Consider the following 23,187-nt stretch of genomic DNA (forward strand, 5'->3'; position numbering starts at 1 on the left):
GTCATGGTCGAGCTGAAGACGGTCGACGACACCCGCGAGTTCGGCCGCCGGCTGGCCGGGGTGCTGCACGCCGGGGACCTGCTGCTGCTCAGCGGCCCGCTGGGGGCCGGCAAGACCGCGCTGACCCAGGGCATCGGCGCCGGCCTCGGCGTACGCGGCGACATCACCTCGCCGACCTTCGTGATCGCCCGGGTGCACCGGCCGGACCCGGCCCGGGGCGGGCGGGTGAGCCTGGTGCACGCCGACGCGTACCGGCTGGGGGAGTCGGCCGACCCGCGCGCCGAGATCGACGACCTGGACCTGGACGCCTCGGTGGACGAGGCGGTCACCGTGGTCGAGTGGGGCGAGGGCATGGTCGAGCAGCTGGTCGACGCCCACCTGCGGGTGCTGATCGACCGGCGGGAGGACGACACCCGGGTGGTCACGCTGGAGCCGGTCGGCGGCGACTGGGCCGCGCGGCTGGCCACCCTGGACTGACGGTTGTCGTACCCGCTGCCTACAGTGCCGGGGACCGATCCGACCGGTGAAAGGTTGCCGATGCCCGACGACGTTGCCCCCCTCGACCTGCTGGCGCTCCTTCCCGAGGCGTGGCGGACGGCGCTCACCCCGCACCTCGACCCGGCCGGCACCGCGGCGCTCGCCGAGTTCGTCGCCGAGGAGTATGCGACCGGGACGGTCTTCCCGCCGGTCGAGGACCTGTTCTCCGCCTACCGGGTGTGCGGGCCGGCGGAGACCCGGGTGCTGATCCTCGGGCAGGATCCCTACCACAAGGCGGGGCAGGCGCACGGGCTGAGCTTCAGCGTGCGGGCGGGGGTGTCGGTGCCGCCGTCGCTGCGCAACGTCTTCAAGGAGCTCGGCGAGGACCTGGGCGTGCCGAAGCCGTCCAGCGGCAACCTGGACGGCTGGGCGGCGCAGGGTGTGCTGCTGCTCAACTCGGTGCTCACCGTCCGGCAGGCCACCCCGGGCTCGCACGCGAACAAGGGCTGGGAGGAGTTCGCCGACGCCACCATCCGCGCCCTGGACGCCCTCGACCGGCGGGTGGTCTTCCTGCTCTGGGGTGGCTACGCCCGCAAGAAGGCGGCCCTGGTCACGAACCCGCAGCACGTGGTGCTGGAGGCGGGCCACCCGAGCCCGATGAACCCGCGCGGCTTCCTGGGCAGCCGTCCGTTCAGCGCGGCCAACAAGGCCCTCGCCGACGCCGGCCTGCCCACCATCGACTGGGAGCGCTCAGCCGGCTGACCCGGTCTTCCGGGACGTGGCGGCGAGGCGTTGCCGATGCCGGCGCAGCAGGTCGGCGGCGCGTGGGTCGGCCAGCTCCACCCGGACCAGCGGCTCCACCGGATAGCTCCGGCCGGCGTGCCGCACCTCGACCGGCTCCGGCAGTTCGTCGCACATCCGGGCCCGTAGTTCGCCGTACCGGGTCTGCCAGCGGTGCTCGCCCGGCTCCTCCGGTTCCAGTCGCAGCCCACCCCACTCCTCCCAGCGGGCGTTCCAGCGCTGCCCGTACGCGTTCTCGAGGAATGCGGTGAGCCGGGGCGAGTCCGGCCACCGCACCGCGACCTCGACCGCGTCCACCGGCAGCGGCGCGCCCTGGAGCAGCGCCGCCGTGCTCCCCGTCAGCACGTACGGCAGCTCGCCCAGCGCGTCGAGCATCTTGGCCAACCCGAGTTCCCGGATCCGCTCGGTCACCGGCCGCCCGGCCAGCCCGTCCAGCGCCGCGTCCAGGTGGCTGTCCAGCGGCTCCAGCTCGATGCGCAGCTGTCGTCCCAGCGCGGCGAACAGCCGCTCCACCATCGGCAGGCTCGGCAGCCGGTCGCCCCGCTCGATGCGTGCTACGGCGCCCTGGCTCAGCCCGGCCAGGTTGGCCAGGGCCTGCTGGGTCAGCTCTCGGCGATCCCGCTCGTGTCGAACGGCGGCGGCGATCTGGTGGGCCAGGCGACTCTCGGACATCTCCGGAGGATGACAAAGACTCGTGAGCGATATGCCTCCGAGTCATATTTATGGGTCTTGTGTCGGATGTGTGGGTCAGCGGCCGGGGAGTTGGGGCCGGTGGCCGCCGAGGCTGAGCATGGCCAGGGCGATGAGGGCGTCGGGGGAGTGGAAGCCGAAGGCCATGCGGGTGAGTAGGCGGATCTTGGCGTTGACGGACTCGATCCGGCCGTTGGACATGCCGTGTTCGATGGCGGCGATGATCGCGTCGCGGTGGCGGGTGACGCGTCGTTGCAGGTCGATGAAGATGTCGATGCGGCTGCGGCGGGCCCAGCCGATCCACCTGTCGAGGGCTTCGACCGCGGCGGTCGGGCTGGTCTTGGCCAGGCTGAAAATGCAGCGCAGGCCTTCCTTGAGCGCCCATGCCCGGTGCAGGCGGGGGTGGGTCTTGGCGATCCAGTCGAGCTTGGCCCGTTGACCCTCGGTCAGGTTCTCCGGGTTCTTCCACAACGCCCAGCGGGTGTTCTTCAACATCCGGGCCTCACCGATAGCGACGCCACGACGGCCGGCCCCACGGCCGGTGGCCTCGTTCCACACCTGCCGGCGAACTCGGTCGACGGCGTCGGTGGCCCAAGCGACGACGTGGAACGGGTCGGCGCAGCGGACGGCGTTCGGGCAGCGACGACGGATGACCGTGGTGATCCAATCGGCGCCGTCGGCGGACACGTGGGTGATCGCGGCCGTGCGCTGCGGGCCGAGCAGGTCGAAGAACGCGTTCAGCGTCGCCGCGCTCTTGCCCGGCGCAGCCCACACCAGCCGACCGGTGTCGTGATCCACCACGACGCTCAGATACCGGTGGCCCTTCTTGTAGCTGACCTCGTCAATACCGATACGACGCAACCCGTCATACCGGTCCTGCAGACCACCGGTGTCTGCCCACACCCGCGCCACGATCGACCCCACGGTGCGCCAACTGATCCGCATCAACCGCGACACCGCCGACTTCGTGGTGTGCACCGCCAACCACGCCACCGTCGCGTCGAACGCCCGAGTATGCCCCGCCCCATGACGAGCCCACGGGACCGCCGCGACCACCACCCCATGCACCGGACACGACACCCGAGGCGCGTCCGCCTCGATCACCGCCCGCACCACGCCCAGATCCAACGCCCGCCACCGACGACGAACACCAGCGTCATACCGCGCACACCGCCGCCCGCAATGCGGACACCGCTGCCGAGCAGCCTTACGCACCCGCACCCGAGCCACCAACACCGACTCGGCCGGGTCGAACTCGACGTCCTCCACCACCGCCTGCTCGACCCCAAGCAGCCCAGCCCATACCCTGGCAGAACGCACGCCGTTCTCCCACCCATCCAGTTCTGACCTTCGACAAGCCAGAACCTAGGCAGGACAACGGCGTGCGCCATCAACGACGCACCGCACCACCCACAGATGCGCCACAAGACCCATATTTATGCCTCAGAGGCATATCGCTCACTGGTGGTGTGCCTCCCAGCGGGCGTCACGGCGAGTAACAGACGCGGCCAGGCTTGGCTCTGCCCGAATTGTGCGCGGGGGGCGAACCGAGGGGCCGACGGCCAGGCCGCGCGGTGAAGATGCGGCGACGGCCGGACAAGGCCGGAACGGCGGTTCGCCGACCTGATCTGCGGCCGCCGACTCCGTCGCCCGGCCGACCATGCCCCACGCCTGCCACCCGGACGCGCCCGCTGGCAGTCGTCGAGGACAGGTCGTGACCGGCCGTGAGCGGAGGGCGGCTAGGCTGGCTTACCGTGCTCGTACTCGTGGTGGACTCCTCGACGCCCGCGGTGACCGCGGCCCTGGTCGAGGTCTCGGCGGCCGGCGTGGTGGCGCGCGCGCAGCGGTGCACGGTCGACGCCCGGGCGCACGGTGAGCTGCTCGCCCCGCAGGTCGACGCGGTGCTGGCCGACGCCGACGCCCGTCCCGCCGACCTGGCCGCGATCGTCGCCGGGCTCGGCCCCGGGCCGTTCACCGGGTTGCGGGTCGGCCTGGTCACCGCGGCCACCATGGGCCAGGTGCTCGGCATCCCCACATACGGTGTCTGCTCGCTGGACGGGATCGGCCACCCGGCGGCCGCCGGCGAGCCCGTGCTGGCCGCCAGCGACGCGCGGCGCCGGGAGGTCTACTGGGCCGTCTACGACGGCGCCGGCCAGCGCATCGCCGGCCCGGACGTGGACGCTCCCGCGGTCGCCGCCGAGCGGGCCCGGGGCCTCGCCGTCACGGTCGCGGTCGGCGACGGCGCGCACCGGTACGCGGACGTCCTGGGCCTGCCGGTGCGGGAGGAGCCCCGCTACCCGGACGCGACGGCGCTGGCCCGCCTCGCCGCCGAGCGGATCCGCGCGGGTGCCCCCGGCGAGCCGCTCACCCCGCTCTACCTGCGGCGTCCGGACGCCGTCGCGGCGACCGGGCACAAGCCGGTCCTCCCATGAGTGGGGTGCGTCTCGACCGCTTCCGGTGGTGGCACATCGACCAGGTGCTGCCGATCGAGGCGGACCTCTTCGGGGCCGAGCGGTGGTCCCCGGCGATGTTCTGGAACGAGCTGGCCAGCGGGCACTTCTACCTGGTCGCCAGCGACGACGACGGCAGCGTCCTCGGCTACGCCGGGCTGATGGTGGCCCCGCCCGACGAGGCCTGGGTACAGAACATCGCGGTCCGCCGGGACGCCCAGCGGCGGGGGATCGGCCGGGAGTTGCTCGAGGCGCTGCTGGCGGAGGCGGCCCGGCGGGGCGCGCGCAGCACGCTGCTGGAGGTCGCCGCGGACAACGGCCCGGCGCAGCGGCTCTACGCGATGTACGGCTTCGAGCCGATCGGCGTGCGCCGCGGCTACTACCAACCGAGCAACACCGACGCGCTGGTCATGCAGCGCAACGAGGACTGACGAGCATGGCTGACGAACCACTGATCCTCGGCATCGAGACCTCCTGCGACGAGACCGGGGTCGGCATCGTCCGCGGGCACACCCTGCTCGCCGACGCGCTGGCCTCCAGCGTCGAGGAGCACGCCCGGTTCGGTGGCGTGGTGCCCGAGGTGGCCAGCCGGGCCCACCTGGAGGCGATCGTGCCGACCATGGACCGGGCGCTGCGCGAGGCCGGGGTGACGATCGCGGACATCGACGCCATCGCGGTCACCTCCGGTCCGGGCCTGGCGGGTGCGCTGCTCGTCGGCGTCGCCGCCGCGAAGGGGTACGCGGTGGCCGCCGAGAAGCCGGTGTACGGGGTGAACCACCTCGCCGCCCACGTGGCCGTGGACACCCTGGAGCACGGTCCGCTGCCCGAGCCGGCGATCGCCCTGCTGGTCTCGGGTGGGCACTCCTCGCTGCTGCGCATCGACGACCTGGCCCGGGAGGTCACCCCGCTCGGCGCGACCATCGACGACGCCGCCGGCGAGGCGTTCGACAAGGTGGCCCGGCTGCTCGGGCTGCCGTTCCCGGGCGGCCCGTACATCGACCGGGAGGCCCGGGCCGGCGACCCGGCGGCGATCGCCTTCCCGCGCGGCCTGACCGCCGCCAAGGACCTGGCCGGCCACCGTTACGACTTCTCCTTCTCGGGCCTCAAGACCGCGGTGGCCCGCTGGGTGGAGGCGCGGCAGCGGGCCGGCGAACCGGTTCCGGTGGCCGATGTGGCCGCGTCCTTCCAGGAGGCGGTCTGCGACGTGCTGGTCGGCAAGGCGCTCGACGCCTGCCGGAGCAGCGGCATCGACACCCTGGTGATCGGCGGCGGGGTGGCCGCCAACTCCCGGCTGCGGGCGATGGCCGAGCACCGCGCGGCGAAGCACGGCGTCCGGGTGCGGACGCCCCGGCCGAAGCTCTGCACCGACAACGGCGCCATGGTGGCCGCGCTCGGCTCGCACCTGGTCGCCGCGGGTGTCGCCCCGAGCCGGCTGGACCTGCCGGCCGACTCCGCGATGCCGCTGACCGTGGTCAGCGTCTGACCGGGAGAGGACCGACGTGATCGTCCGGATGTGGGAGGCGAAGGCCGAGCCGTACGGCTTCGCCGACCTGATCACCTGGGTGTGCGAGACCGCGCTGCCCGAGTTCGAGCACGACCCGCTGCACCTGTCCAGCGAGGTGTTCTCCTCCACCGACCACCGGCTGGTGGTCATCTCGAAATGGCGCAGCGCGCCCCGGGACCTGCCCGAGCCACCCATGCGCCTGGTCGCCCGGCCCCCGCACAGCTGGGACTTCACGCAGGTCGATCGCTGATCCGGAGCCCGCCTGACCGGCGGGAATTGGTTGGCGCCGGGCCCGGCCCGGCACCTAGCGTCGGGACGTCATGCGCTTCGCACCCGCCGGCGATCCCGGCACCCCCGACGCCCGGTCCGCCACCCGTTACCTGGTCTGGCTCGCCGGTCGACACCCCGTGTACTTCGGTGCCGCCATCGCCCTCGGTGTCATCTGGATGGTGGCCCAGGCGCTGATGCCCGCCGCCGTCGGCCGGGCCGTCGACGCCGGCCTCGCCCAGCGCGACCCAGACGCGCTGCTCCGCTGGGGCCTCGTCCTGCTCGGGCTGGGCCTCGTCCAGGCGACCGCCGGCATCCTGCGGCACCGCTGCGCGGTGCGCAACTGGCTCGGCGCGGCGTACCGGACCGTGCAGGTCACCGTGGACGCCACCAACCGCCTGGGCGCCGCGCTGCCCCGCCGGGTCGCCGCGGGCGAGGTGGTGAGCATCGGTACGGCCGACATCGAGCACATCGGCGGCGCGGTCGACATCACCGCCCGGGGCACCGGCGCGGTGGTCGCCATCGCCACGGTGACGACGATCCTGCTCACCGCGTCCCTGCCGCTCGGCCTGGTGGTGGTGCTCGGGGTGCCGGTGCTGATGGGGCTGGTCGCGCTGCTGCTCCGGCCGTTGCACCGGCAGCAGGTCGCGTACCGGGACTCCACCGGCCGGCTCACCGCCCGCGCCGCGGACATCGTCTCCGGGCTGCGGGTGCTGCGCGGCGTGGGCGGCGAGCCGGTGCTCGGCGCCCGGTACCGGGAGCAGTCCCAGGCGCTGCGCGCGGACGGCCTGCGGGTGGCCCGGGTCGAGTCGCTGCTCCAGGCGGCGCAGATCCTGCTGCCGGGTGCCTTCGTGGTGCTGGTGACCTGGCTCGGGGCCCGGTTCGCCCTGCGCGGCGAGATCAGCGCGGGCGAGCTGGTCTCGTTCTACGGCTACACGGCGTTCCTGGTCAGCCCGCTGCGCAACCTCACCGAGGCGGCCGACAAGCTGACGCGGGGACACGTCGCGGCCCGCCGGGTGGTGCGGCTGCTCCGCCTCGCCCCGGAGTTCACCGACCCGGCCCGCCCGGTGCCGCTGCCCGAGGGGCCGGGCGAGCTGGTGGACGTCCGCTCCGGGCTGGTGCTGCGGCCGGGCCGGTTCACCGCGCTGGCCGCCACCGCCCCCGAGGACGCGGCCGAGATCGCCGACCGGCTCGGCCGGTACGTCGACGCGGACGTGACGCTGCACGGCGTACCGCTGCGGGACGTGGCGCTGGCGACGGTGCGGGAGCGGATCCTGGTCGCCGACAACGACGCGCAGCTCTTCAGCGGGGCGCTGCGCGCGGAGCTCGACCCGCACGACCGGGGTGACCGGCCCGCGGTGGAGGCGGCGCTGGCCGCGGCGAGCGCGACGGACATCGTCGAGGCGCTGCCCGCCGGCCTGGACAGCACGGTGGCCGAGCGGGGGCGGGAGTTCTCGGGCGGGCAGCGGCAGCGGTTGCGGCTGGCCCGGGCGCTGGTCGCCGACCCGGAGACGCTGATCCTGGTCGAGCCGACCAGCGCGGTGGACGCGCACACCGAGGCGCGGATCGCCGACCGGCTGGGCGCGGCCCGGTGCGGCCGGACCACGCTGGTCTGCACCACCAGCCCGCTGGTGCTCGGCCGCGCCGAGCACGTGGTCTTCGTGGAGGACGGCAAGGTGGTCGCCGAGGGCCGCCACGACGAACTGCTCGCCGCCGAGCCCCGGTACGCGGCCGCGGTGAGCCGGGAGGAGGACCGGTGAGCAACGCCCTGCCCGTCGCCGACGCCCACCAGGTCCGGCGGTACGCGCGGGAGCTGGCCCGCCGGCACCCGCGCGGCCTGGCCGCGGCGCTCGGCCTGCACGCGCTCGCCGCGGCCGCCGGCCTGGTCGCGCCCCGGCTCCTCGGCGACCTGGTCGAGGGGATCTCGCGCGGCGTCGGCGCAGTGACCGTGGACCGGGTCGCCCTGGCGATCGCCGGTTTCGTGGTGGTCCAGTCGGTGCTGGTCCGCTTCGCCCACCTGGCCTCGGCCCGGCTCGGCGAGCGGCTCCTCGCCGAGCTGCGTGAGGAGTTCGTCGACCGGGTGCTCGCCCTGCCGCTGTCCACGGTGGAGCGGGCGGGCACCGGCGACCTGCTCACCCGGACCTCGCGGGATGTCGCCGCGCTCTCCCGGACGGTCCGGTTCGCCGCGCCCGAGACGCTGATCTCGGCGGTCACCGTGCTGCTGATCCTCGGCGCGCTGGCGCTGACCGGGCCACTGCTGGTGCTGCCGTGCCTGATCGCGGTGCCGATGCTCTGGGCCGGCACCCGCTGGTACCTGCGCCGGGCGCCGGAGGGGTACCTGCGGGAGAACGCCGCCTACTCCGACATCACCGACGGGATCAGCGAGACGGTCGAGGGGGCGCGGACCACCGAGGCCCTGCGCCAGCGGGCCCGCCGCCGGGCCCGCAGCGACACCGACATCCGCCGGTCGTACGCGGCCGAGCTCTACACGCTGAAGTTGCGGACGGTCTTCTTCCCGGTCGCCGAGATCGGCTACCTGCTGCCGGTGGTCGGCACCCTGCTGCTCGGCGGCTGGTTCTACCTGGAGGGCTGGGTGAGCCTCGGCCAGGTCACCGCGGCCACCCTCTACGCCCAGCAGTTGGTGGACCCGGTCGACCGGCTGCTCTCCTGGCTGGACGAGTTCCAGGTCGGCGGCGCCTCGCTGGCCCGGCTGCTCGGCGTCACCGCCGACCAGCCGGACGCTCCGGCCACCCCGCCCGCCGGGCCGCGCGTCCCCGCCGACGGCCGGCTCGCCGCCCACGACGTGCGGTACGCGTACCGGGACGGCCGCGACGTGCTGCACGGGGTGACCCTGGTGCCCCGGCCGGGGGAGAAGCTGGCCATGGTCGGCCCGTCCGGGGCGGGCAAGTCCACCCTGGGCCGGTTGCTGGCCGGGGTGCACGTGCCCCGCGCCGGCTCGGTGGCCGTGGACGGCCGGCCGCTCGCCGAGCTGCCCCTGGCCGAGCTGCGGACCCACGTTGCGCTGGTCAGCCAGGAGCACCACGTCTTCATCGGCACGCTGACCGACAACGTGGCGATGGTCCGCCCGAACGCCGACGCCGCCGAGGTGCGCGCGGCGCTGGCCGCCGTCGAGGCGCTGGGCTGGGCGGAGGCGCTGCCGGACGGGCTGGACACCCGGGTCGGTTCGGGCGGGCATCCGCTCTCGCCGGCCCAGGCGCAGCAGCTCGCGCTGGCCCGGCTGGTGCTCGCCGACCCGCACACGCTGGTGCTGGACGAGGCCACCTCGCTGATCGACCCGCGGGCGGCCCGGGCGCTGGAGCGCTCGCTGGCCGCGGTGCTCCAGGGCCGTACGGTGATCGCGATCGCGCACCGGCTCTTCTCCGCGCATGACGCGGACCGGGTGGCGGTGGTCGAGGACGGCCGGATCACCGAGCTGGGGTCGCACGACGAACTGGTCGCGGCCGGTGGCTCGTACGCCGCCCTCTGGCGCTCCTGGCACGGGTGAGCGAACGGACGGCGTCAGTTGCGGCGCAGGATGCGCCAGGTGGCGTAGCCGCCGGTGAGCAGGGCGAGGAGGAAGACCGCCCACACCACCGTGGTGCTGACCTGGACGCCGCCGCCGCTGCCGATGTTGGCCCCGGCCGCGGCGACCAGCGAGTCGCTCTGCGCCGGGGGCAGCGCGGCGGGCGGGAGCTGCTGCCAGCGGACCAGCCCGGTGCTCTCCAGCATCGTCATGTGGTCGTTGACGAACGTGTTCGCCTGCTCGGCGAGCTTGCGCACGATCGGGTCCCGGGTGCTGGCCCGGACCGCGCCGATCACCGGGAAGATCTTGCCGTGGGCCACCCGGAGCCGGGTCACGAAGATCTGGTCGAACCGGGCGCCGGTGGCGTTCTGCAGCTCGCTCAGCCACCCCTTCTGCTCGGTCGTCGGCTCCGTCGGCAGGGTGGCGCCCAGCTTGTTCGCCGCCTCGACCACGAGCTGGTCCAGCACGCCGTGCTGACGCGCGATCTCCGCGCCGATCTCGCGTACCCGGGCCGACTGGCCCTTCTCGGCGGCCATCTGCCCGGCCGGCATCTCCCAGAGGCCGGCCAGCCGTACGCCGTTCAGCAGGGTCATGTCGGCGGCGTTGAGCTGCTGTCCGGGCGCGGCCGTCGCCGGGCCGGGAAGGATGCCGATCCCCGCGACGAGCGCGACGAGCAGCAGCGCCACCCGGTGCGCCACCCGGCGGCGTGCGGATTCCAGCGGTGCCATGGTTGCGGTGCCTCCTCGGTCCGGACCGGTACGCGGTTGTCCCGGGCGGCCGCACCCTGCCGGCCGTCCGTCCGGACACTGGTACGGATCACCGGCCCGCTCGGTTCAGCGCCGGTCGAGTTGGCTGGCGGATCCCGCAACGACGAAGGGTCCCGGAGCGGACTCCGGGACCCTTCGTGGCGACGAGCGCCGGGTGTTACTTGGTCAGCGGCGAGAGCTTCGGGTCGTTCGCGTACGCCTCGGCCGCGTTCGCCTTGGTGACGGCGACCGGCGGGAGCAGGTACGTGTCGACGACCTTGACGCCGTTGTTGTAGGACTTGGTGTCGTTCACCTCGGGGGCGTTACCGGCCTGCAGCGCCTTCACCATTTCGATGGTCTGCTTGACCAGGTTCCGGGTGTCCTTGTTGATCGTCATGTACTGCTCGCCAGCCATGATCGACTTGACCGACTCGACCTCCGAGTCCTGGCCGGTGACGACCGGGATCGGCTTGCCGGCGCTCTTGACCGAGGTGATGATCGCGCGGGCGAGGGTGTCGTTCGGAGAGAGGACGCCGTCCAGCGTCTTGCTGCCGTAGGCCGAGGTCAGCAGCTGGTCCATGCGGGCCTGCGCACCCTCGGCCTTCCAGCCCTGGATGGCGGTCTGCTTGACGTCGGTCTGCTTCGAGGCGACGACCAGGTTGCCCTTGTCGATCTCCGGCTTGAGCACGCTCATCGCGCCGTCGAAGAAGACACCGGCGTTGTTGTCGTCCGGCGAGCCGGAGAAGAGCTCGATGTTGTACGGGCCGTTCGGCTTCTTGGCCTTCATGCCGTCCAGCAGGGCCTGGCCCTGGAGCTGGCCGACCTTGAAGTTGTCGAACGCGACGTAGTAGTCGAGGTCCGGCGTGTTCTTGATCAGCCGGTCGTAGGCGATGACCTTCGCGCCGGCCGCGTGCGCGGCGGCGACCTGGGTCGACAGCTGCGAGGCGTCGGTCGCACCGATGACGATGACCTTGGCGCCCTTGGTGACCATGGCGGTGATCTGCGCCTGCTGGTCGGCGACCGTGGTCGACGCGCCCGCGTACTGCACGTCGCTCTTGAAGCCGGCCTCCTTCAGGCCGTTGGTGAACAGGTCGCCGGCGAGAACCCAGTTCTCCGAGGTCTTGGACGGCAGGGCCACGCCGATCAGCGAGTCCGCCGCGAAGCCCTTGGTCTCGGCCTTCGATCCGTCGGTGCCCCCGTCGCGGCCGGAGCCGCAAGCGGTCAGAGCAAGCGCCGCGATGGCACCGATGGCCACCGACTTGCCGATGAGATTGCGCATGACTAGGGAGTGCCCTTCTGAAGTGGTGATACGGGGTGGGGGTCGGTGACCGTCAGCCGGGCACCGAGGCCTTGGCGGGCTCGCGGTCCACGTCGGACGACGACGTGGCCGTTCTGGTTCCGTCATGGCGGAAGTTACGCATGATGCTGCCGATGATGGAGAACCGGCCCTGGCGCTTGTTGTAGACGTCGAGCGCGACGGCCAGCAGCAGAACCAGGCCCTTGATGATCTGGACCCGGTCGGTGCCGACGCCGAGGAGTTGCAGGCCGTTGTTGAGCACGGCCATGACCAGACCGCCGACGACCGAGCCGCTGATGGTGCCGATACCGCCGGAGACGGCCGCGCCACCGATGAAGACCGCGGCGATCGCGTCCAGCTCCCAGCCGTTGCCGTCCTGCGGGCCGGAGGCCGCCGACCGGGCCACGAAGATCATGCCGGCCAGTGCGGCCAGAATCGACATGTTCATCATGACGAAGAAGTTGACCCGCTTGAGCTTGACACCGGACAGCTCGGCGGCTCGGGAGTTGCCGCCGACGGCGTAGATGTGCCGGCCGCCGGCGGTGTTGCGGGTGTAGAAGGAGTAGGCCAGGAGCAGCGCCACCAGGATGATGCCGGAGACCGGGAAGCTGGTGCCGACGCGGCCGCTGGCGAAGCGCAGCGCGACGAAGACGATGACGCCGACCATGACGGCCATCCGCAGCACCGAGATCCACATCGGGGCGGGATCGGCGTCCATCTCCCGGCGCGTCCGGCGGGCCTTGAGCTCCCGCCACACCACGGCCACGCACCCGGCGAGGCCGAGCAGCAGCGTCAGGTTGTTGTAGCCCGTGTCCGGGCCGACCTCGGGCAGGAACCCGGCGCCGATCACCCGGAAGCCTTCGGGCACCGGGATGGTGTTCGCGTTGCCGATGAACTGGTTGCCGCCGCGGAAGAGCAGCATGCCCGCCAGGGTGACGATGAACGCCGGCACCCCGATGTAGGCGACCCAGAAGCCCTGCCAGGCGCCGATGATCGCGCCGATCACCAGGCCGAACAGGATGGCCGCGGGCCACGGCAGCGACCACTCCGCCATCGACTTGGCCACCAGGATGCCGGCGAAGGCGGCGATCGAGCCGACCGACAGGTCGATGTGCCCGGCGACGATCACCATGAGCATGCCGATGGCCAGGATCAGGATGTACGAGTTCTGCTGGAACAGCGCGATCAGGTTGTCCGACCGCAGGGTCAGGCCGTCGGTCAGGATCTGGAACAGGACGACGATCGCCACCAGCGTGAAGATCATCCCGAACTGGCGGGCGTTGGAGGTGGTGCCTCCGAAGAGGTTCTTCTGCAGGTCCTTCAGTCGGCTCATCGTGTCTGCATCTTCTTCGTCGAGGTCATCTGCTTCATGAGGGTTTCCGGGTCCGCGTCCTGCCGGGCGATCTCGCCGGTGATGGTGCCTTCGAACACGGTGTAGATGCGGTCGCACAGCCCGATCAGCTCAGGCAGTTCCGAGGAGATGACGACGACGCCCTTCCCCTGGTCGGCGAGCCGCTGGATGATGCCGTAGATCTCGTACTTGGCGCCCACGTCGATGCCGCGGGTCGGCTCGTCGAGGATCAGTAGATCGGGGTCGGTGAACATCCACTTCGCCAGCACGACCTTCTGCTGGTTGCCGCCGGAGAGCTTGGAGACGCTCTCGTCGACGGTCGGGGCCTTCGTCCGCAGTTCCTTGCGGTACGACTCGGCGGCCCGGTACTCCTCGACCTCGTCCAGCACGCCGTGCCGGGAGATCTTGGACAGCTTGGCGGACACCGTGGACGCCTTGATGTCGTCGAGCAGGTTCAGCCCGATGGCCTTGCGGTCCTCGCTGACGTAGGCAAGTCCGTGGGCGATGGCGTCGGCGACCGACTTCAGGACGACCGGCTTGCCGTCCTTGACGATCGTGCCGGACTCGTACACGCCGTAGGAGCGCCCGAAGACGCTCATGGCCAGCTCGGTGCGGCCCGCGCCCATCAGCCCGGCGAAGCCGACGATCTCCCCCCGACGTACGACGAAGCTCTCGTTCTTGCAGACCTGGCGCTCGGCGGAGATCGGGTGCCGGACGTTCCAGTCGCGGACCTCGAAGAAGACCTCGCCGATCTTCGGCGTGTGGTCCGGGAACCGGCTGCTCAGCTGGCGGCCGACCATGCCCCGCACGATCCGGTCCTCATCGACGTCGCCCGCCTTGACCTCGAGCGTCTCGACCGTCTTCCCGTCCCGCAGGATGGTGATCTGGTCGGCGATCGCCTCGATCTCGTTGAGCTTGTGCGAGATCATGATCGAGGTGATGCCCCGCTCGCGGAAGCCGCGCAGCAGGTCCAGCAGGTGCTGGGAGTCGGCCTCGTTCAGCGCGGCGGTCGGTTCGTCCAGGATGAGCAGCTTGACGTCCTTGGCGAACGCCTTGGCGATCTCCACCAGCTGCTGCTTGCCGACACCGATGTCCTTGACCAGGGTGTCCGGGTCCTCGCTCAGACCGACCCGGGCCATCAGTTCGAGCGCCATCCGGTTCGCGGACTTCCAGTCGATCGCGCCTCGTTTGCGAGGCTCGTTACCGAGAAAGATGTTCTCGGCGATCGACATGTCCGGAATCAGGGCGAGTTCCTGATGGATGATGACGATCCCGGCGTGTTCACTGGCCCGAATGTCGGAAAAGCGAGTTTCGGTCCCCTGATAGAAGATGTCGCCGTCGTACGTGCCGTACGGGTAGACCCCGCTGAGCACCTTCATCAGGGTGGACTTGCCGGCACCGTTCTCGCCGCAGATCGCGTGGATCTCGCCGGCGCGCACCACAAGGTTGACGTCGGAGAGAGCCTTGACCCCGGGGAACTCCTTGGTGATGCCGCGCATCTCCAACAGGATCGGCGTCTCGCTCACTGTTCGGCCCGCCTCACGACTGTCATGGATGCCTCCGCGAGGGACTGGGTTCCACTTGCCTTAGTTGCCAGTGCAACCTATTGCGGGTGGAAGGACTTTCACAAGCTTCGGGCCTGAAAAAAGGGTAACAATCCTGCAATAAAGGGCGCTCACAGGCAAGTCCAATATCGGACTGACACCTGAATGTGAGCGATATCACAATTCCGTTGGATGTCGTTCGGGCCGTCCGGGGTGTACCGCACCGGCCTGCTCGACATCATCGGCAATGGTGGCGCGGAGCGGTAGAGGGCCCTGGTTCCGGAACTTCTCGGCCGTCGCCCCGGCACGGACGCCCGGGGCCGGGTGCAGTGTGCCAGAGGTCTCTTGCCGCCGGCCGTTCAGCGGGCCGCGATGGGGGCGGTGACGGCGTCGGTCAGCGCGACCAGATCCGCCGGGGCGAGTTGCACCTGCAGGCCCCGGCGGCCCGCCGAGACGTAGACGGTCGGGTGGTCCAGCGCCGACGCGTCGACCACGGTGGGCAGCCGCTTGCGCTGGCCGAGCGGACTTATCCCGCCGCGGACGTACCCGGTGGCCCGCTCGGCGACCGTCCGGTCCGCCATGGCCGCCCGCTTGCCACCGCGCGCGGCGGCCAGCGCCTTGAGGTCCAGCTCGCCGGTGACCGGGACGACCGCCACGGTGAGCGCGCCGTCGACCTCGGTGACCAGCGACTTGAACACCTGCTCCGCCGGTACGCCGAGGGCCGCCGCGACCAGCGCGCCGTAGTTCGGCGCCTCGGGGGAGACGTCGTACGGGTGGGTGCGGTGGGCGATCTTCCGCTTGGTCAGCAGTGCCGTCGCCGGAGTGCCCTGTCCCGCCATGCCCGACAAGCTAACCCGGCCGGGGCGCGCGGGCGAGGGAGAAACCGTCAGCCGGGAACCGGCCGGCAGAGCAGGACCGTCGGCGCGCCGGCCACCCGGGTCAGCACCAGGCTGGCCGAGGCGTCCCCGGCCAGCTTCAGGTCCCGCCGCAGCCGCTCCGGCTCCAGCGCCGAGCCGCGCTTGAGGATCTCCACCCGGCCGACCCGGCGCTCGCGGAGCAGGGCGCGCAGCCGCTTCAGCGAGAACGGCAGCACGTCCGTGACCTCCAGGCAGCGGGCGAAGGGCGTGGTCACGCGCTCGTCGGCGTACAGGTACGCGATGCTCGGGTCGGCCAGGTTCCCGCCCAGCGTGGTGGCCAGCTCGGCGACCAGGTGGGCGCGGACCACCGCCGGGTCCGGGTCGTACAAGAAGCGGCGGACCGGCCCGACGGTTGCCTCGATCTCGCCCGAGCCGGTCAGCTGATAAGGCTGATAAGAGGGGACCCCTGCTCTACCGGAGGCGTTAAGAAGGGGCCCTTCCTTCAACACGGTCGCGCGGCGGGGCACCTCGGCCAGCGCGCCGCACCAGAGCGCCGCCTCGACCAGGTCGCCGTCCACGCTGACCCATTCGGCCTCGGCGCCCGCCGGGATCAGCCCGTGGTCCAGGCCGGGGGCCACCTTGACCACCGTGCGCGGCACCCGCTCGGCCAGCCCGGTGACGAAGTCCCAGGGCGGCGAGTAGGCGTTCGGGTCGAAGATCCGCCGTCCGGTGCCCGCCGCCCGCCGGGCCGGGTCGCAGAAGACCGCCTCCACCCGGCTGACGTCGAACGCCGTCGCGTCCCCGCACTCCACGGTGAACCACGCGCCCAGCCCGGCCGCCTCGGCGTTCGCGGCGGCCATCGCGGCGGTCACCGGGTCGGCCTCCACCCCGTACACGCGGATGCCGGCGCGGGCGGCGGCGAGCGCGTCCGCGCCGAGGCCGCAACCCAGGTCGGCGAGGGTGCGCACCCCGGCGGCGTGCAGGCGCGCGGCCCGCCGGTCGGCGACCACCCGGCGGGTGGCCTGCTCCAGCCCGGGGCGGGTGAGGAACATGCCGTCGGCCTCCGGCCCGAACTTGCCCACCGCCCGGCGGCGCAGCTCGGCCTGCGTCAGTGCCGCCGCCGCGAGTCCGGCCGGCACCCCGGCCGAGCGGAGCGCCGCCGCCGCGGCCAGCGGGTCGCCGCCGGCCACCCGGGCGGCCGCGGCGAGCGCGGCCGACCCCTCGGGGGTACGCAGGGCGGCGAGCTGGTCCAGATCCACGCGCCCATTCTCCGGCCCCGGCCGGACCGTCCGGACGGTGGTGTCAGCGCCGGACGGGGGTGGCGGCCACGAAGGCCCGCCAGGTCGCGGTTCGAAGGTGAACACCGGACCGGACGGGTCCTTGCTGTCCGGACGGCTCGGCGCCGGCGACACGAGGGGTGGCGGGTTGGCACTCTCCTTGACGGAGTGCTAGCCGAGGAATAACCTGCGAGTTAGCACTCTCGCCCTGAGGGTGCCAACGCCCGGGCCCGGTGCCCGGGGGTTTAACGCCAGGCGGACCGGCACCCGCGACGACGGCCCCGCCCGGTGGCATGTGGCAGATTGACACTGGTCGGCCCCGGTCGACCGGTAACGAAACCAGTACCCCAGGAGGGTATGCCCGTGACTACCGCGACCAAGGTTGCGATCAAGCCGCTCGAGGACCGCATCGTGGTCCAGGCGAACGAGGCCGAGACCACCACCGCCTCGGGCATCGTGATCCCCGACACCGCCAAGGAGAAGCCGCAGGAGGGCACCGTCCTCGCTGTCGGCCCGGGCCGGATCGACGACAAGGGCAACCGCGTGCCGCTCGACGTCAAGGTCGGCGACACCGTTCTCTACTCGAAGTACGGCGGCACCGAGGTCAAGTACGCCGGCGAGGAGTACCTGGTGCTCTCCGCCCGCGACGTCCTCGCGGTCATCGAGAAGTAAGCAACCGATCAGTGTCGCTGCCCCGGTCCGGCTCGCCGGGCCGGGGCAGCGACGCTTCGAAGGGATATTGATGGCGAAGATCCTGAGCTTCTCGGACGACGCCCGGCACCTGCTGGAGCACGGTGTCAACGCCCTCGCGGACGCGGTCAAGGTCACTCTCGGCCCGCGGGGGCGCAACGTCGTCCTGGACAAGAAGTTTGGTGCGCCCACGATCACCAACGACGGCGTGACGATCGCCAAGGAGATCGAGCTCACCAACCCGTACGAGAACCTCGGCGCGCAGCTGGTCAAGGAGGTGGCGACCAAGACCAACGACGTCGCCGGCGACGGGACCACCACCGCGACCGTGCTGGCCCAGGCCATGGTCCGCGAGGGCCTGCGCAACGTGACCGCCGGGGCCAACCCGACCGGCCTCAAGCGGGGCATCGACGCGGCGGCCGGCAAGGTCTCCGAGGCGCTGCTCGGCAAGGCCGTGGAGGTCGCCGACAAGGAGTCGATCGCGCACGTCGCGACGATCTCCGCGCAGGACGCCACCATCGGCGAGCTGATCGCCGAGGCGATGGAGAAGGTCGGCCGCGACGGTGTCATCACCGTCGAGGAGGGCTCCGCCCTGACCACCGAGCTTGAGGTCACCGAGGGTCTCCAGTTCGACAAGGGCTTCATCTCGCCGAACTTCGTCACCGACGTGGAGGGGCAGGAGGCGGTCCTGGAGGACCCGTACATCCTGATCACCACGCAGAAGATCTCGGCGATCGAGGAGCTGCTGCCGCTGCTGGAGAAGGTCCTCCAGAACAACAAGCCGCTTCTGATCGTGGCCGAGGACGTCGAGGGCCAGGCCCTGTCCACGCTGGTGGTCAACGCGATCCGCAAGACCATCAAGGTCTGTGCGGTGAAGGCCCCCGGCTTCGGCGACCGCCGCAAGGCGATGCTCCAGGACATGGCGATCCTGACCGGCGCCGAGCTGGTCGCCCCGGAGCTGGGCTACAAGCTCGACCAGGTCGGCCTGGAGGTGCTCGGCACCGCCCGCCGCGTGGTGGTCGACAAGGAGAACACCACCGTCGTCGACGGCGGCGGCCAGTCCGCCGAGGTCGCCGACCGGGTCGCCCAGATCCGCAAGGAGATCGAGGCCTCGGACTCCGAGTGGGACCGGGAGAAGCTGGCCGAGCGGCTGGCGAAGCTCTCCGGCGGCATCGCGGTGATCAAGGTCGGCGCGGCCACCGAGGTCGAGATGAAGGAGCGCAAGCACCGCATCGAGGACGCCATCGCGGCGACCAAGGCGGCGGTCGAGGAGGGCACGGTCCCGGGTGGCGGTGCCGCCCTGGCCCAGATCCTCCCGGTGCTCGACGGCGACCTGGGCCTCACCGGCGACGAGAAGGTCGGCGTCTCGATCGTGCGCAAGGCGCTGGTCGAGCCGCTGCGCTGGATCGCCCAGAACGCCGGCCACGACGGCTACGTGGTGGTGCAGAAGGTCGTCGGCCAGGACTGGGGCAACGGCCTCAACGCGGCCAACGGCGAGTACGTCGACCTGGTCAAGTCCGGCATCATCGACCCGGTGAAGGTGACCCGTAACGCGGTCGCCAACGCCGCGTCGATCGCCGGCCTGCTGCTCACCACCGAGAGCCTGGTGGTGGAGAAGCCGGAGAAGGCCGAGCCGGCCGCCGCCGGCGGCCACGGCCACGGCCACGGCCACGGTCACCAGCACGGCCCGGGCTTCTGATCCCACGCCTACGGCCTGAGTCAGGGCGCACCGCCTTCCCGGCGGTGCGCCCTGATCCGTATCTGGTTACGGAACGCTGACGTGGTTGGCGGCCGCCCGGTCGGCTCGACAACACTGGTCGGCGTGAGCAGCATCTCCCGCGGCCACGCCGCGCTGGCCGGGGTCACCGCCGCGGCCGTGGCCATCGGCGCCGCCGAACCGGTGGCCGTCCTCACCGGACCCCGATCCGCGCCGCTGATCGCGGTCGGCGGGCTGGTGGTCGACCTGGTGCCCGAGTCGCTGAAGCATCTCGCCATCTCGCTCTTCGGCACCCACGACAAGATCGCCCTGCTGATCGGGACCGGGGTGCTGCTGGCCGCGTTCGCCGCGCTGCTCGGCGTGCTGGCCGCCCGGCGGCTCCGGATCGGCCTGGCCGGCATCGCCGCGTTCGCCGCCCTCGGGGTGGTCGCCGCGCTGACCCGGCCCGGCGCGGGCCCCGCCGCGGCACTCCCCGCGCTGGTCGGGGCGGCACTGGGCGGGCTGACGCTGTGGCTGCTGCTGGCCGGTCCGCTGGCCCCCGACCTCTGGTCCTGGTCCCCGCCCACCCCCGCGGGATCCGGCGCGCCGGCCGGTCCCGCCGGGCCGACCGCCCCGGCCGCGCCCGCCGAACCCACGTCGGCCGGTCCGGTGGGCGGGCCCGAGGTCCGGCCGGGGGAGCCGGCACCCATCGGTGCCCGGGCGGCGGGTCGGCCCGGGGAGCGCGGGGACGAGGCCGACCAGGAGGGGCGGCGGCGGTTCCTGACCGGGGCGGGGGCGCTGCTGGGCGCGGCGGCGGTGGCCGGGCTCGGCGGGCACTGGCTCGCCGGGCGGCGCGGCGTCTCGGCGGCCCGCCAGTCGGTAACCCTGCCCACCCCGTCGGCCGCCGCGCCGGCGGCGCCGGCCGGCGCCGACCTGTCGCTGGCCCAGCTCGCCCCGTACGTGACCCCGAACAGCGGCTTCTACCGGATCGACACCGCGCTGGTGGTGCCGCAGGTGGACCCGGCGACCTGGCGGCTGCGCATCCACGGCCGGGTCCGCAACCCGATCGAGTTGAGCTTCGCCGACCTGCTGGCCCGGCCCATGGTCGAGCGGTACGTGACGCTGGCCTGCGTCTCCAACGAGGTGGGCGGGGACCTGATCGGCAACGCCCGCTGGCTGGGCGTACCGATCAAGGAACTGCTGGACGAGGCCGACCCGGAGGACGGCGCGGACCAGGTGGTCGGGCGCTCGGTCGACGGCTGGACCTGCGGCACCCCGACGGCGGTGCTCCGCGACGGGCGGGACGCGCTGCTCGCGGTGGGGATGAACGGCGAGCCGCTGCCGGTGGCGCACGGCTTCCCGGTGCGGATGGTGGTCCCCGGGCTCTACGGGTACGTCTCGGCGTGCAAGTGGGTGACCGAGCTGGAGCTGACCAGCTTCGCCGACTTCGACGCGTACTGGGTGCCGCGGGGGTGGGCGGCCCAGGGGCCGATCAAGACGGAGTCCCGGATCGACACCCCGGGCCCGCGCAACCGGCTCACCGCCGGCGCGGTCATGGTGGCCGGGGTGGCCTGGGCCCAGCACCGCGGCATCCGCCGGGTCGAGGTACGCGTCGACGGCGGCCTGTGGCGGGAGGCGACGCTCGCCCCGACGGTCTCGGTGGACACCTGGGTGCAGTGGTCGTGGCGCTGGGACGCCACTCCCGGGGAGCACACCCTCCAGGTCCGGGCCACCGACGCCGACGGGGTGACCCAGACCGCGCAGCGCCGTCCGGTCGCGCCGGACGGCGCCACCGGCTGGCACACTGTCAAGGTCGCCGTGCGCTGACGGGTCACCCCGCGGAATCCGGATATTCCGGGCCGGCCCCTCGTTAGCCTCATCCGGTGGAGGCGGGGCAGGGACGCAGGCGGTCGCTGATCCACGGCTACGGGACCGCCCGGCGGGCCAGCTGGCTGGAACTCTTCTTCGACCTGGTGTTCGTGGTCGCGGTGTTCCGGCTCGGCCAGCTGCTGCTGGACGATCCGTCGACGCGCGGGCTGTTGGTCTACGCCGGCCTGATCAGCACGATCTGGTGGTTGTGGTTCAGCTTCTCCTACTTCGCCGACCTGTTCGACGACGACCGTCCACCGAGCCGACTGGTGCAGCTCGCCGCGATGCTGGGAGTGCTGGCCCTCTCCGCCGCCCTGCCGAGCGCGAGCGCCGCCGACGCGGAGCGCTTCGCGGTGGCGTACGGGCTGCTGCTGGTGCTGCTCACCGCCGCGTACGGGGTGGTGGGCCGGATCGACGTCGAGGCGCGCGAGTTCTGCTGGTGGAACGCCGGCGGCTTCCTCTCCGCCGCCGTGCTCTGGTTCGGTTCGCTGCTGGCGCCGCCACCGCTGCGGTACGGGGTCTGGGCGGTCGCCCTGGCCGTCAACGCCGCGATCGCCGGGCCGCTGGCGTACGCCCTGGTGTCCCGGGCACCCACCCAGAAGTCGCACATGCCCGAACGGTTCGGCCTGTTCACCATCGTGGTGCTCGGGGAGGCGGTGCTGGCCGTCGCGAACGGTATCGACGCCAGTGGCTGGCAACCGAGCTCGGTGGCGATCGGCGTCGCCGGGTTCGTCATCGCCTGCGGGGTGTGGTGGGTGTACTTCCTCGCCACGTACGACAGCGAGGCGGGCAACCGGGTGCTGCGCGCCGGACGGCAGGCGACCGTCCGCAGCTACTTCTACGCCTACGGCCACCTGGTGGTCTACGCGGCGATCGTGACCGCGAGTGTCGCCGTCGAGCTGGCGGCGAAGGCGGCGGCGCATCAGGGACCCGGCCACGAGGTGGCCGCGCGGCTGCTGGGCGGCAGCCAGCTGGCGATGATGGCCGGTTGCGTCATCATCTACCGGGGGATCAGCCTGTCGGTCAGCCGGCCGGTCGCGCTGACCCAGGCCGGGCTGGCGCTCGTCGCGCTGGTGATCGCCCTGGCGGGGCCGCCGCCGCTGGTGGCGGTGTCGCTCAGCGCGGCGGCCTGGGTGGTGCTGGCGGTCGTCGAGCAGCGCTCCGCGTCGGGCCCGCGTCGGTGACCGCCGGAGCGCCGGGGGTGACCGGCCCTCGCCCGGTCGACGCCGCACGCAGGGCACGCGGCCCGCTCCACGGCATGCGGGAGCGGGCCGCGGCGGCCCGGCCGAACGAACTCAGACGGCGATGCGCCCACCGTCGACGGGCAGGATCGCGCCGTGCACGAAGCTCGCCCGGTCGGTCGCCAGGAAGATGATCGCCTCGGCGATCTCCTCGGCCGAGCCGGGCCGGCGGGCCGGGAGCGTCGTCGCCAACTGGTCGAAGTCATCGCCCATGCCGGCGGTGCCCTCGGTGCGGGTCGGGCCGGGGCTGACCGCGTTGACCCGGACCCCGTGCGGCCCGTACTCGGCGGCCCACGACTTGGTGAGCAGCACCAGCGCGGCCTTGCTGGCCCCGTACAGGCCCATCCCCGCCTGGCCGAACTCGGCGACCATGGTGGTCAGGTTGATGATCGAGCCCTCGCCCCGCTTCACCATCTCCGGGGCGAGCTCGGCGACCAGGAAGTACGGCACCTTCACGTTCAGCGAGAACACCTCGTCGAAGGTCTGCTCGGTCGTCAGCTCGGTCGGGCCGAACGGATAGATCCCGGCGTTGTTGACCAGGATGTCCACGTGGCCGGCCAGCTCCCTGGTCCGTGCGGCCAGCTTTCGGGCCGAGGCCTCGTCGCGCAGGTCGATGGCGACGAAGTCGGCCCGGCCACCGCTCGCCCGGATGTCGCGGACCACCTGGTCGCCCCGCTCGGCGTCCCGGCCGGAGATCACCACGTGCGCGCCGAGGTCGGCGAGCGCCTTGGCGGCCGCCCGGCCGATGCCGCTGTTGCCACCGGTGACCAGCGCCGACCTGCCCTGCAATGCTGTGCTCATCGTTCACCCACTTCTGTTCCGCAAAGCTGCGACTTCGGTCGGGGCTGTCCCGACCAGTAGGTGAAAGTCGGCGGGGGGATCGAGCTTTCCCGGCGAGTCGATGGCG

General features: G+C 72.4%; 21 protein-coding genes. 12 read left to right on the forward strand and 9 right to left on the reverse strand.

Translation table 11 applies throughout. The features are described 5' to 3' along the window. Positions 1-3 precede the first annotated feature (3 nt). Together tsaE and ung are read left to right on the forward strand one after the other, a co-directional pair. The gene (gene tsaE, locus Q2K19_RS15090) at positions 4-477 is read left to right on the forward strand and encodes a tRNA (adenosine(37)-N6)-threonylcarbamoyltransferase complex ATPase subunit type 1 TsaE (RefSeq protein ID WP_302772500.1); all 474 of its coding nucleotides are present in this window, start codon (positions 4-6) and stop codon (positions 475-477) included. 60 nt (positions 478-537) lie between these two features. After that, positions 538-1,239, forward strand: coding sequence for a uracil-DNA glycosylase (gene ung, locus Q2K19_RS15095; protein ID WP_302771601.1), 702 nt, complete (start codon positions 538-540; stop codon positions 1,237-1,239). Here ung and Q2K19_RS15100 read toward each other — a convergent pair. Both Q2K19_RS15100 and Q2K19_RS15105 read right to left on the reverse strand, forming a co-directional pair. After that, positions 1,228-1,950: a helix-turn-helix domain-containing protein gene (locus tag Q2K19_RS15100; protein ID WP_302771603.1), complete on the reverse strand. Its 723-nt coding sequence runs from the start codon at positions 1,948-1,950 to the stop codon at positions 1,228-1,230. The two genes, ung and Q2K19_RS15100, sit on opposite strands and share 12 nt — an antisense overlap. A gap of 75 nt (positions 1,951-2,025) precedes the next feature. Beyond that, positions 2,026-3,288: an ISL3 family transposase gene (locus tag Q2K19_RS15105; protein WP_302762472.1), complete on the reverse strand. Its 1,263-nt coding sequence runs from the start codon at positions 3,286-3,288 to the stop codon at positions 2,026-2,028. A 434-nt stretch (positions 3,289-3,722) separates the two neighbouring features. On the opposite strand from Q2K19_RS15105, the gene tsaB reads away from it, so the two are divergent. The 6 genes from tsaB to Q2K19_RS15135 all read left to right on the forward strand — a co-directional run bounded on the left by tsaB (position 3,723) and on the right by Q2K19_RS15135 (position 9,694). Further along, entirely contained in the window at positions 3,723-4,400 is a 678-nt protein-coding gene (gene tsaB, locus Q2K19_RS15110) for a tRNA (adenosine(37)-N6)-threonylcarbamoyltransferase complex dimerization subunit type 1 TsaB (protein ID WP_302771605.1), read from the forward strand. Continuing rightward, positions 4,397-4,849, forward strand: coding sequence for a ribosomal protein S18-alanine N-acetyltransferase (gene rimI, locus Q2K19_RS15115; protein ID WP_302771607.1), 453 nt, complete (start codon positions 4,397-4,399; stop codon positions 4,847-4,849). Before tsaB ends, rimI begins: the two co-directional genes overlap by 4 nt. Before the next feature lie 5 nt (positions 4,850-4,854). After that, positions 4,855-5,901: a tRNA (adenosine(37)-N6)-threonylcarbamoyltransferase complex transferase subunit TsaD gene (gene tsaD / locus Q2K19_RS15120; RefSeq protein WP_302771609.1), complete on the forward strand. Its 1,047-nt coding sequence runs from the start codon at positions 4,855-4,857 to the stop codon at positions 5,899-5,901. A gap of 16 nt (positions 5,902-5,917) precedes the next feature. Beyond that, on the forward strand, positions 5,918-6,172 hold the full coding sequence (locus Q2K19_RS15125) for a hypothetical protein (RefSeq protein WP_302771610.1): 255 nt from the start codon (positions 5,918-5,920) through the stop codon (positions 6,170-6,172). 70 nt (positions 6,173-6,242) lie between these two features. After that, positions 6,243-7,949: an ABC transporter transmembrane domain-containing protein gene (locus Q2K19_RS15130; protein WP_302771611.1), complete on the forward strand. Its 1,707-nt coding sequence runs from the start codon at positions 6,243-6,245 to the stop codon at positions 7,947-7,949. Then, positions 7,946-9,694, forward strand: coding sequence for an ABC transporter ATP-binding protein (locus tag Q2K19_RS15135; RefSeq protein WP_302771613.1), 1,749 nt, complete (start codon positions 7,946-7,948; stop codon positions 9,692-9,694). The genes Q2K19_RS15130 and Q2K19_RS15135 overlap by 4 nt, the downstream gene beginning before the upstream one ends. Before the next feature lie 14 nt (positions 9,695-9,708). On the opposite strand, the gene Q2K19_RS15140 is transcribed toward Q2K19_RS15135, so the two are convergent. The 6 genes from Q2K19_RS15140 to Q2K19_RS15165 form a co-directional block, all read right to left on the reverse strand. Continuing rightward, positions 9,709-10,440, reverse strand: coding sequence for a DUF4142 domain-containing protein (locus tag Q2K19_RS15140; protein WP_302771614.1), 732 nt, complete (start codon positions 10,438-10,440; stop codon positions 9,709-9,711). Between the two features lie 196 nt (positions 10,441-10,636). After that, positions 10,637-11,737 carry a substrate-binding domain-containing protein gene (locus tag Q2K19_RS15145; RefSeq protein WP_302771615.1) on the reverse strand — a complete coding sequence of 367 codons (1,101 nt, stop codon included), beginning with the start codon at positions 11,735-11,737 and terminating at the stop codon, positions 10,637-10,639. 52 nt (positions 11,738-11,789) lie between these two features. Continuing rightward, positions 11,790-13,088: a multiple monosaccharide ABC transporter permease gene (gene mmsB, locus Q2K19_RS15150; RefSeq protein WP_302771617.1), complete on the reverse strand. Its 1,299-nt coding sequence runs from the start codon at positions 13,086-13,088 to the stop codon at positions 11,790-11,792. Next, positions 13,085-14,605: a multiple monosaccharide ABC transporter ATP-binding protein gene (mmsA, locus tag Q2K19_RS15155; protein ID WP_302772502.1), complete on the reverse strand. Its 1,521-nt coding sequence runs from the start codon at positions 14,603-14,605 to the stop codon at positions 13,085-13,087. Before mmsA ends, mmsB begins: the two co-directional genes overlap by 4 nt. A gap of 404 nt (positions 14,606-15,009) precedes the next feature. Further along, on the reverse strand, positions 15,010-15,489 hold the full coding sequence (gene ybaK / locus Q2K19_RS15160) for a Cys-tRNA(Pro) deacylase (protein WP_302771619.1): 480 nt from the start codon (positions 15,487-15,489) through the stop codon (positions 15,010-15,012). A 47-nt stretch (positions 15,490-15,536) separates the two neighbouring features. Beyond that, positions 15,537-16,766, reverse strand: a complete 1,230-nt coding sequence (locus Q2K19_RS15165; protein ID WP_302771621.1) for a THUMP-like domain-containing protein — start codon at positions 16,764-16,766, stop codon at positions 15,537-15,539. Positions 16,767-17,141: 375 nt separating this feature from the next. Between Q2K19_RS15165 and groES the strand changes: the two genes are divergently transcribed. The 4 genes from groES to Q2K19_RS15185 all read left to right on the forward strand — a co-directional run bounded on the left by groES (position 17,142) and on the right by Q2K19_RS15185 (position 22,223). After that, complete coding sequence (groES, locus tag Q2K19_RS15170) at positions 17,142-17,456, forward strand: co-chaperone GroES (protein WP_089005269.1); 315 nt, start codon at positions 17,142-17,144, stop codon at positions 17,454-17,456. A gap of 70 nt (positions 17,457-17,526) precedes the next feature. Beyond that, positions 17,527-19,173: a chaperonin GroEL gene (gene groL / locus Q2K19_RS15175; protein ID WP_302771626.1), complete on the forward strand. Its 1,647-nt coding sequence runs from the start codon at positions 17,527-17,529 to the stop codon at positions 19,171-19,173. Positions 19,174-19,296: 123 nt separating this feature from the next. After that, complete coding sequence (locus Q2K19_RS15180) at positions 19,297-20,997, forward strand: molybdopterin-dependent oxidoreductase (RefSeq protein ID WP_302771627.1); 1,701 nt, start codon at positions 19,297-19,299, stop codon at positions 20,995-20,997. Positions 20,998-21,053: 56 nt separating this feature from the next. Further along, a complete protein-coding gene (locus Q2K19_RS15185) occupies positions 21,054-22,223 on the forward strand; it encodes a low temperature requirement protein A (protein WP_302771628.1) in 1,170 nt (389 codons plus the stop codon). A 111-nt stretch (positions 22,224-22,334) separates the two neighbouring features. On the opposite strand, the gene Q2K19_RS15190 is transcribed toward Q2K19_RS15185, so the two are convergent. Continuing rightward, a complete protein-coding gene (locus Q2K19_RS15190; protein WP_302771630.1) occupies positions 22,335-23,081 on the reverse strand; it encodes an SDR family NAD(P)-dependent oxidoreductase in 747 nt (248 codons plus the stop codon). Between the last annotated feature and the right edge of the window lie 106 nt (positions 23,082-23,187).

This window comes from Micromonospora sp. NBRC 110009 (genome assembly GCF_030518795.1).
In the GTDB taxonomy this organism is placed as follows: Bacteria; Actinomycetota; Actinomycetes; order Mycobacteriales; family Micromonosporaceae; genus Micromonospora.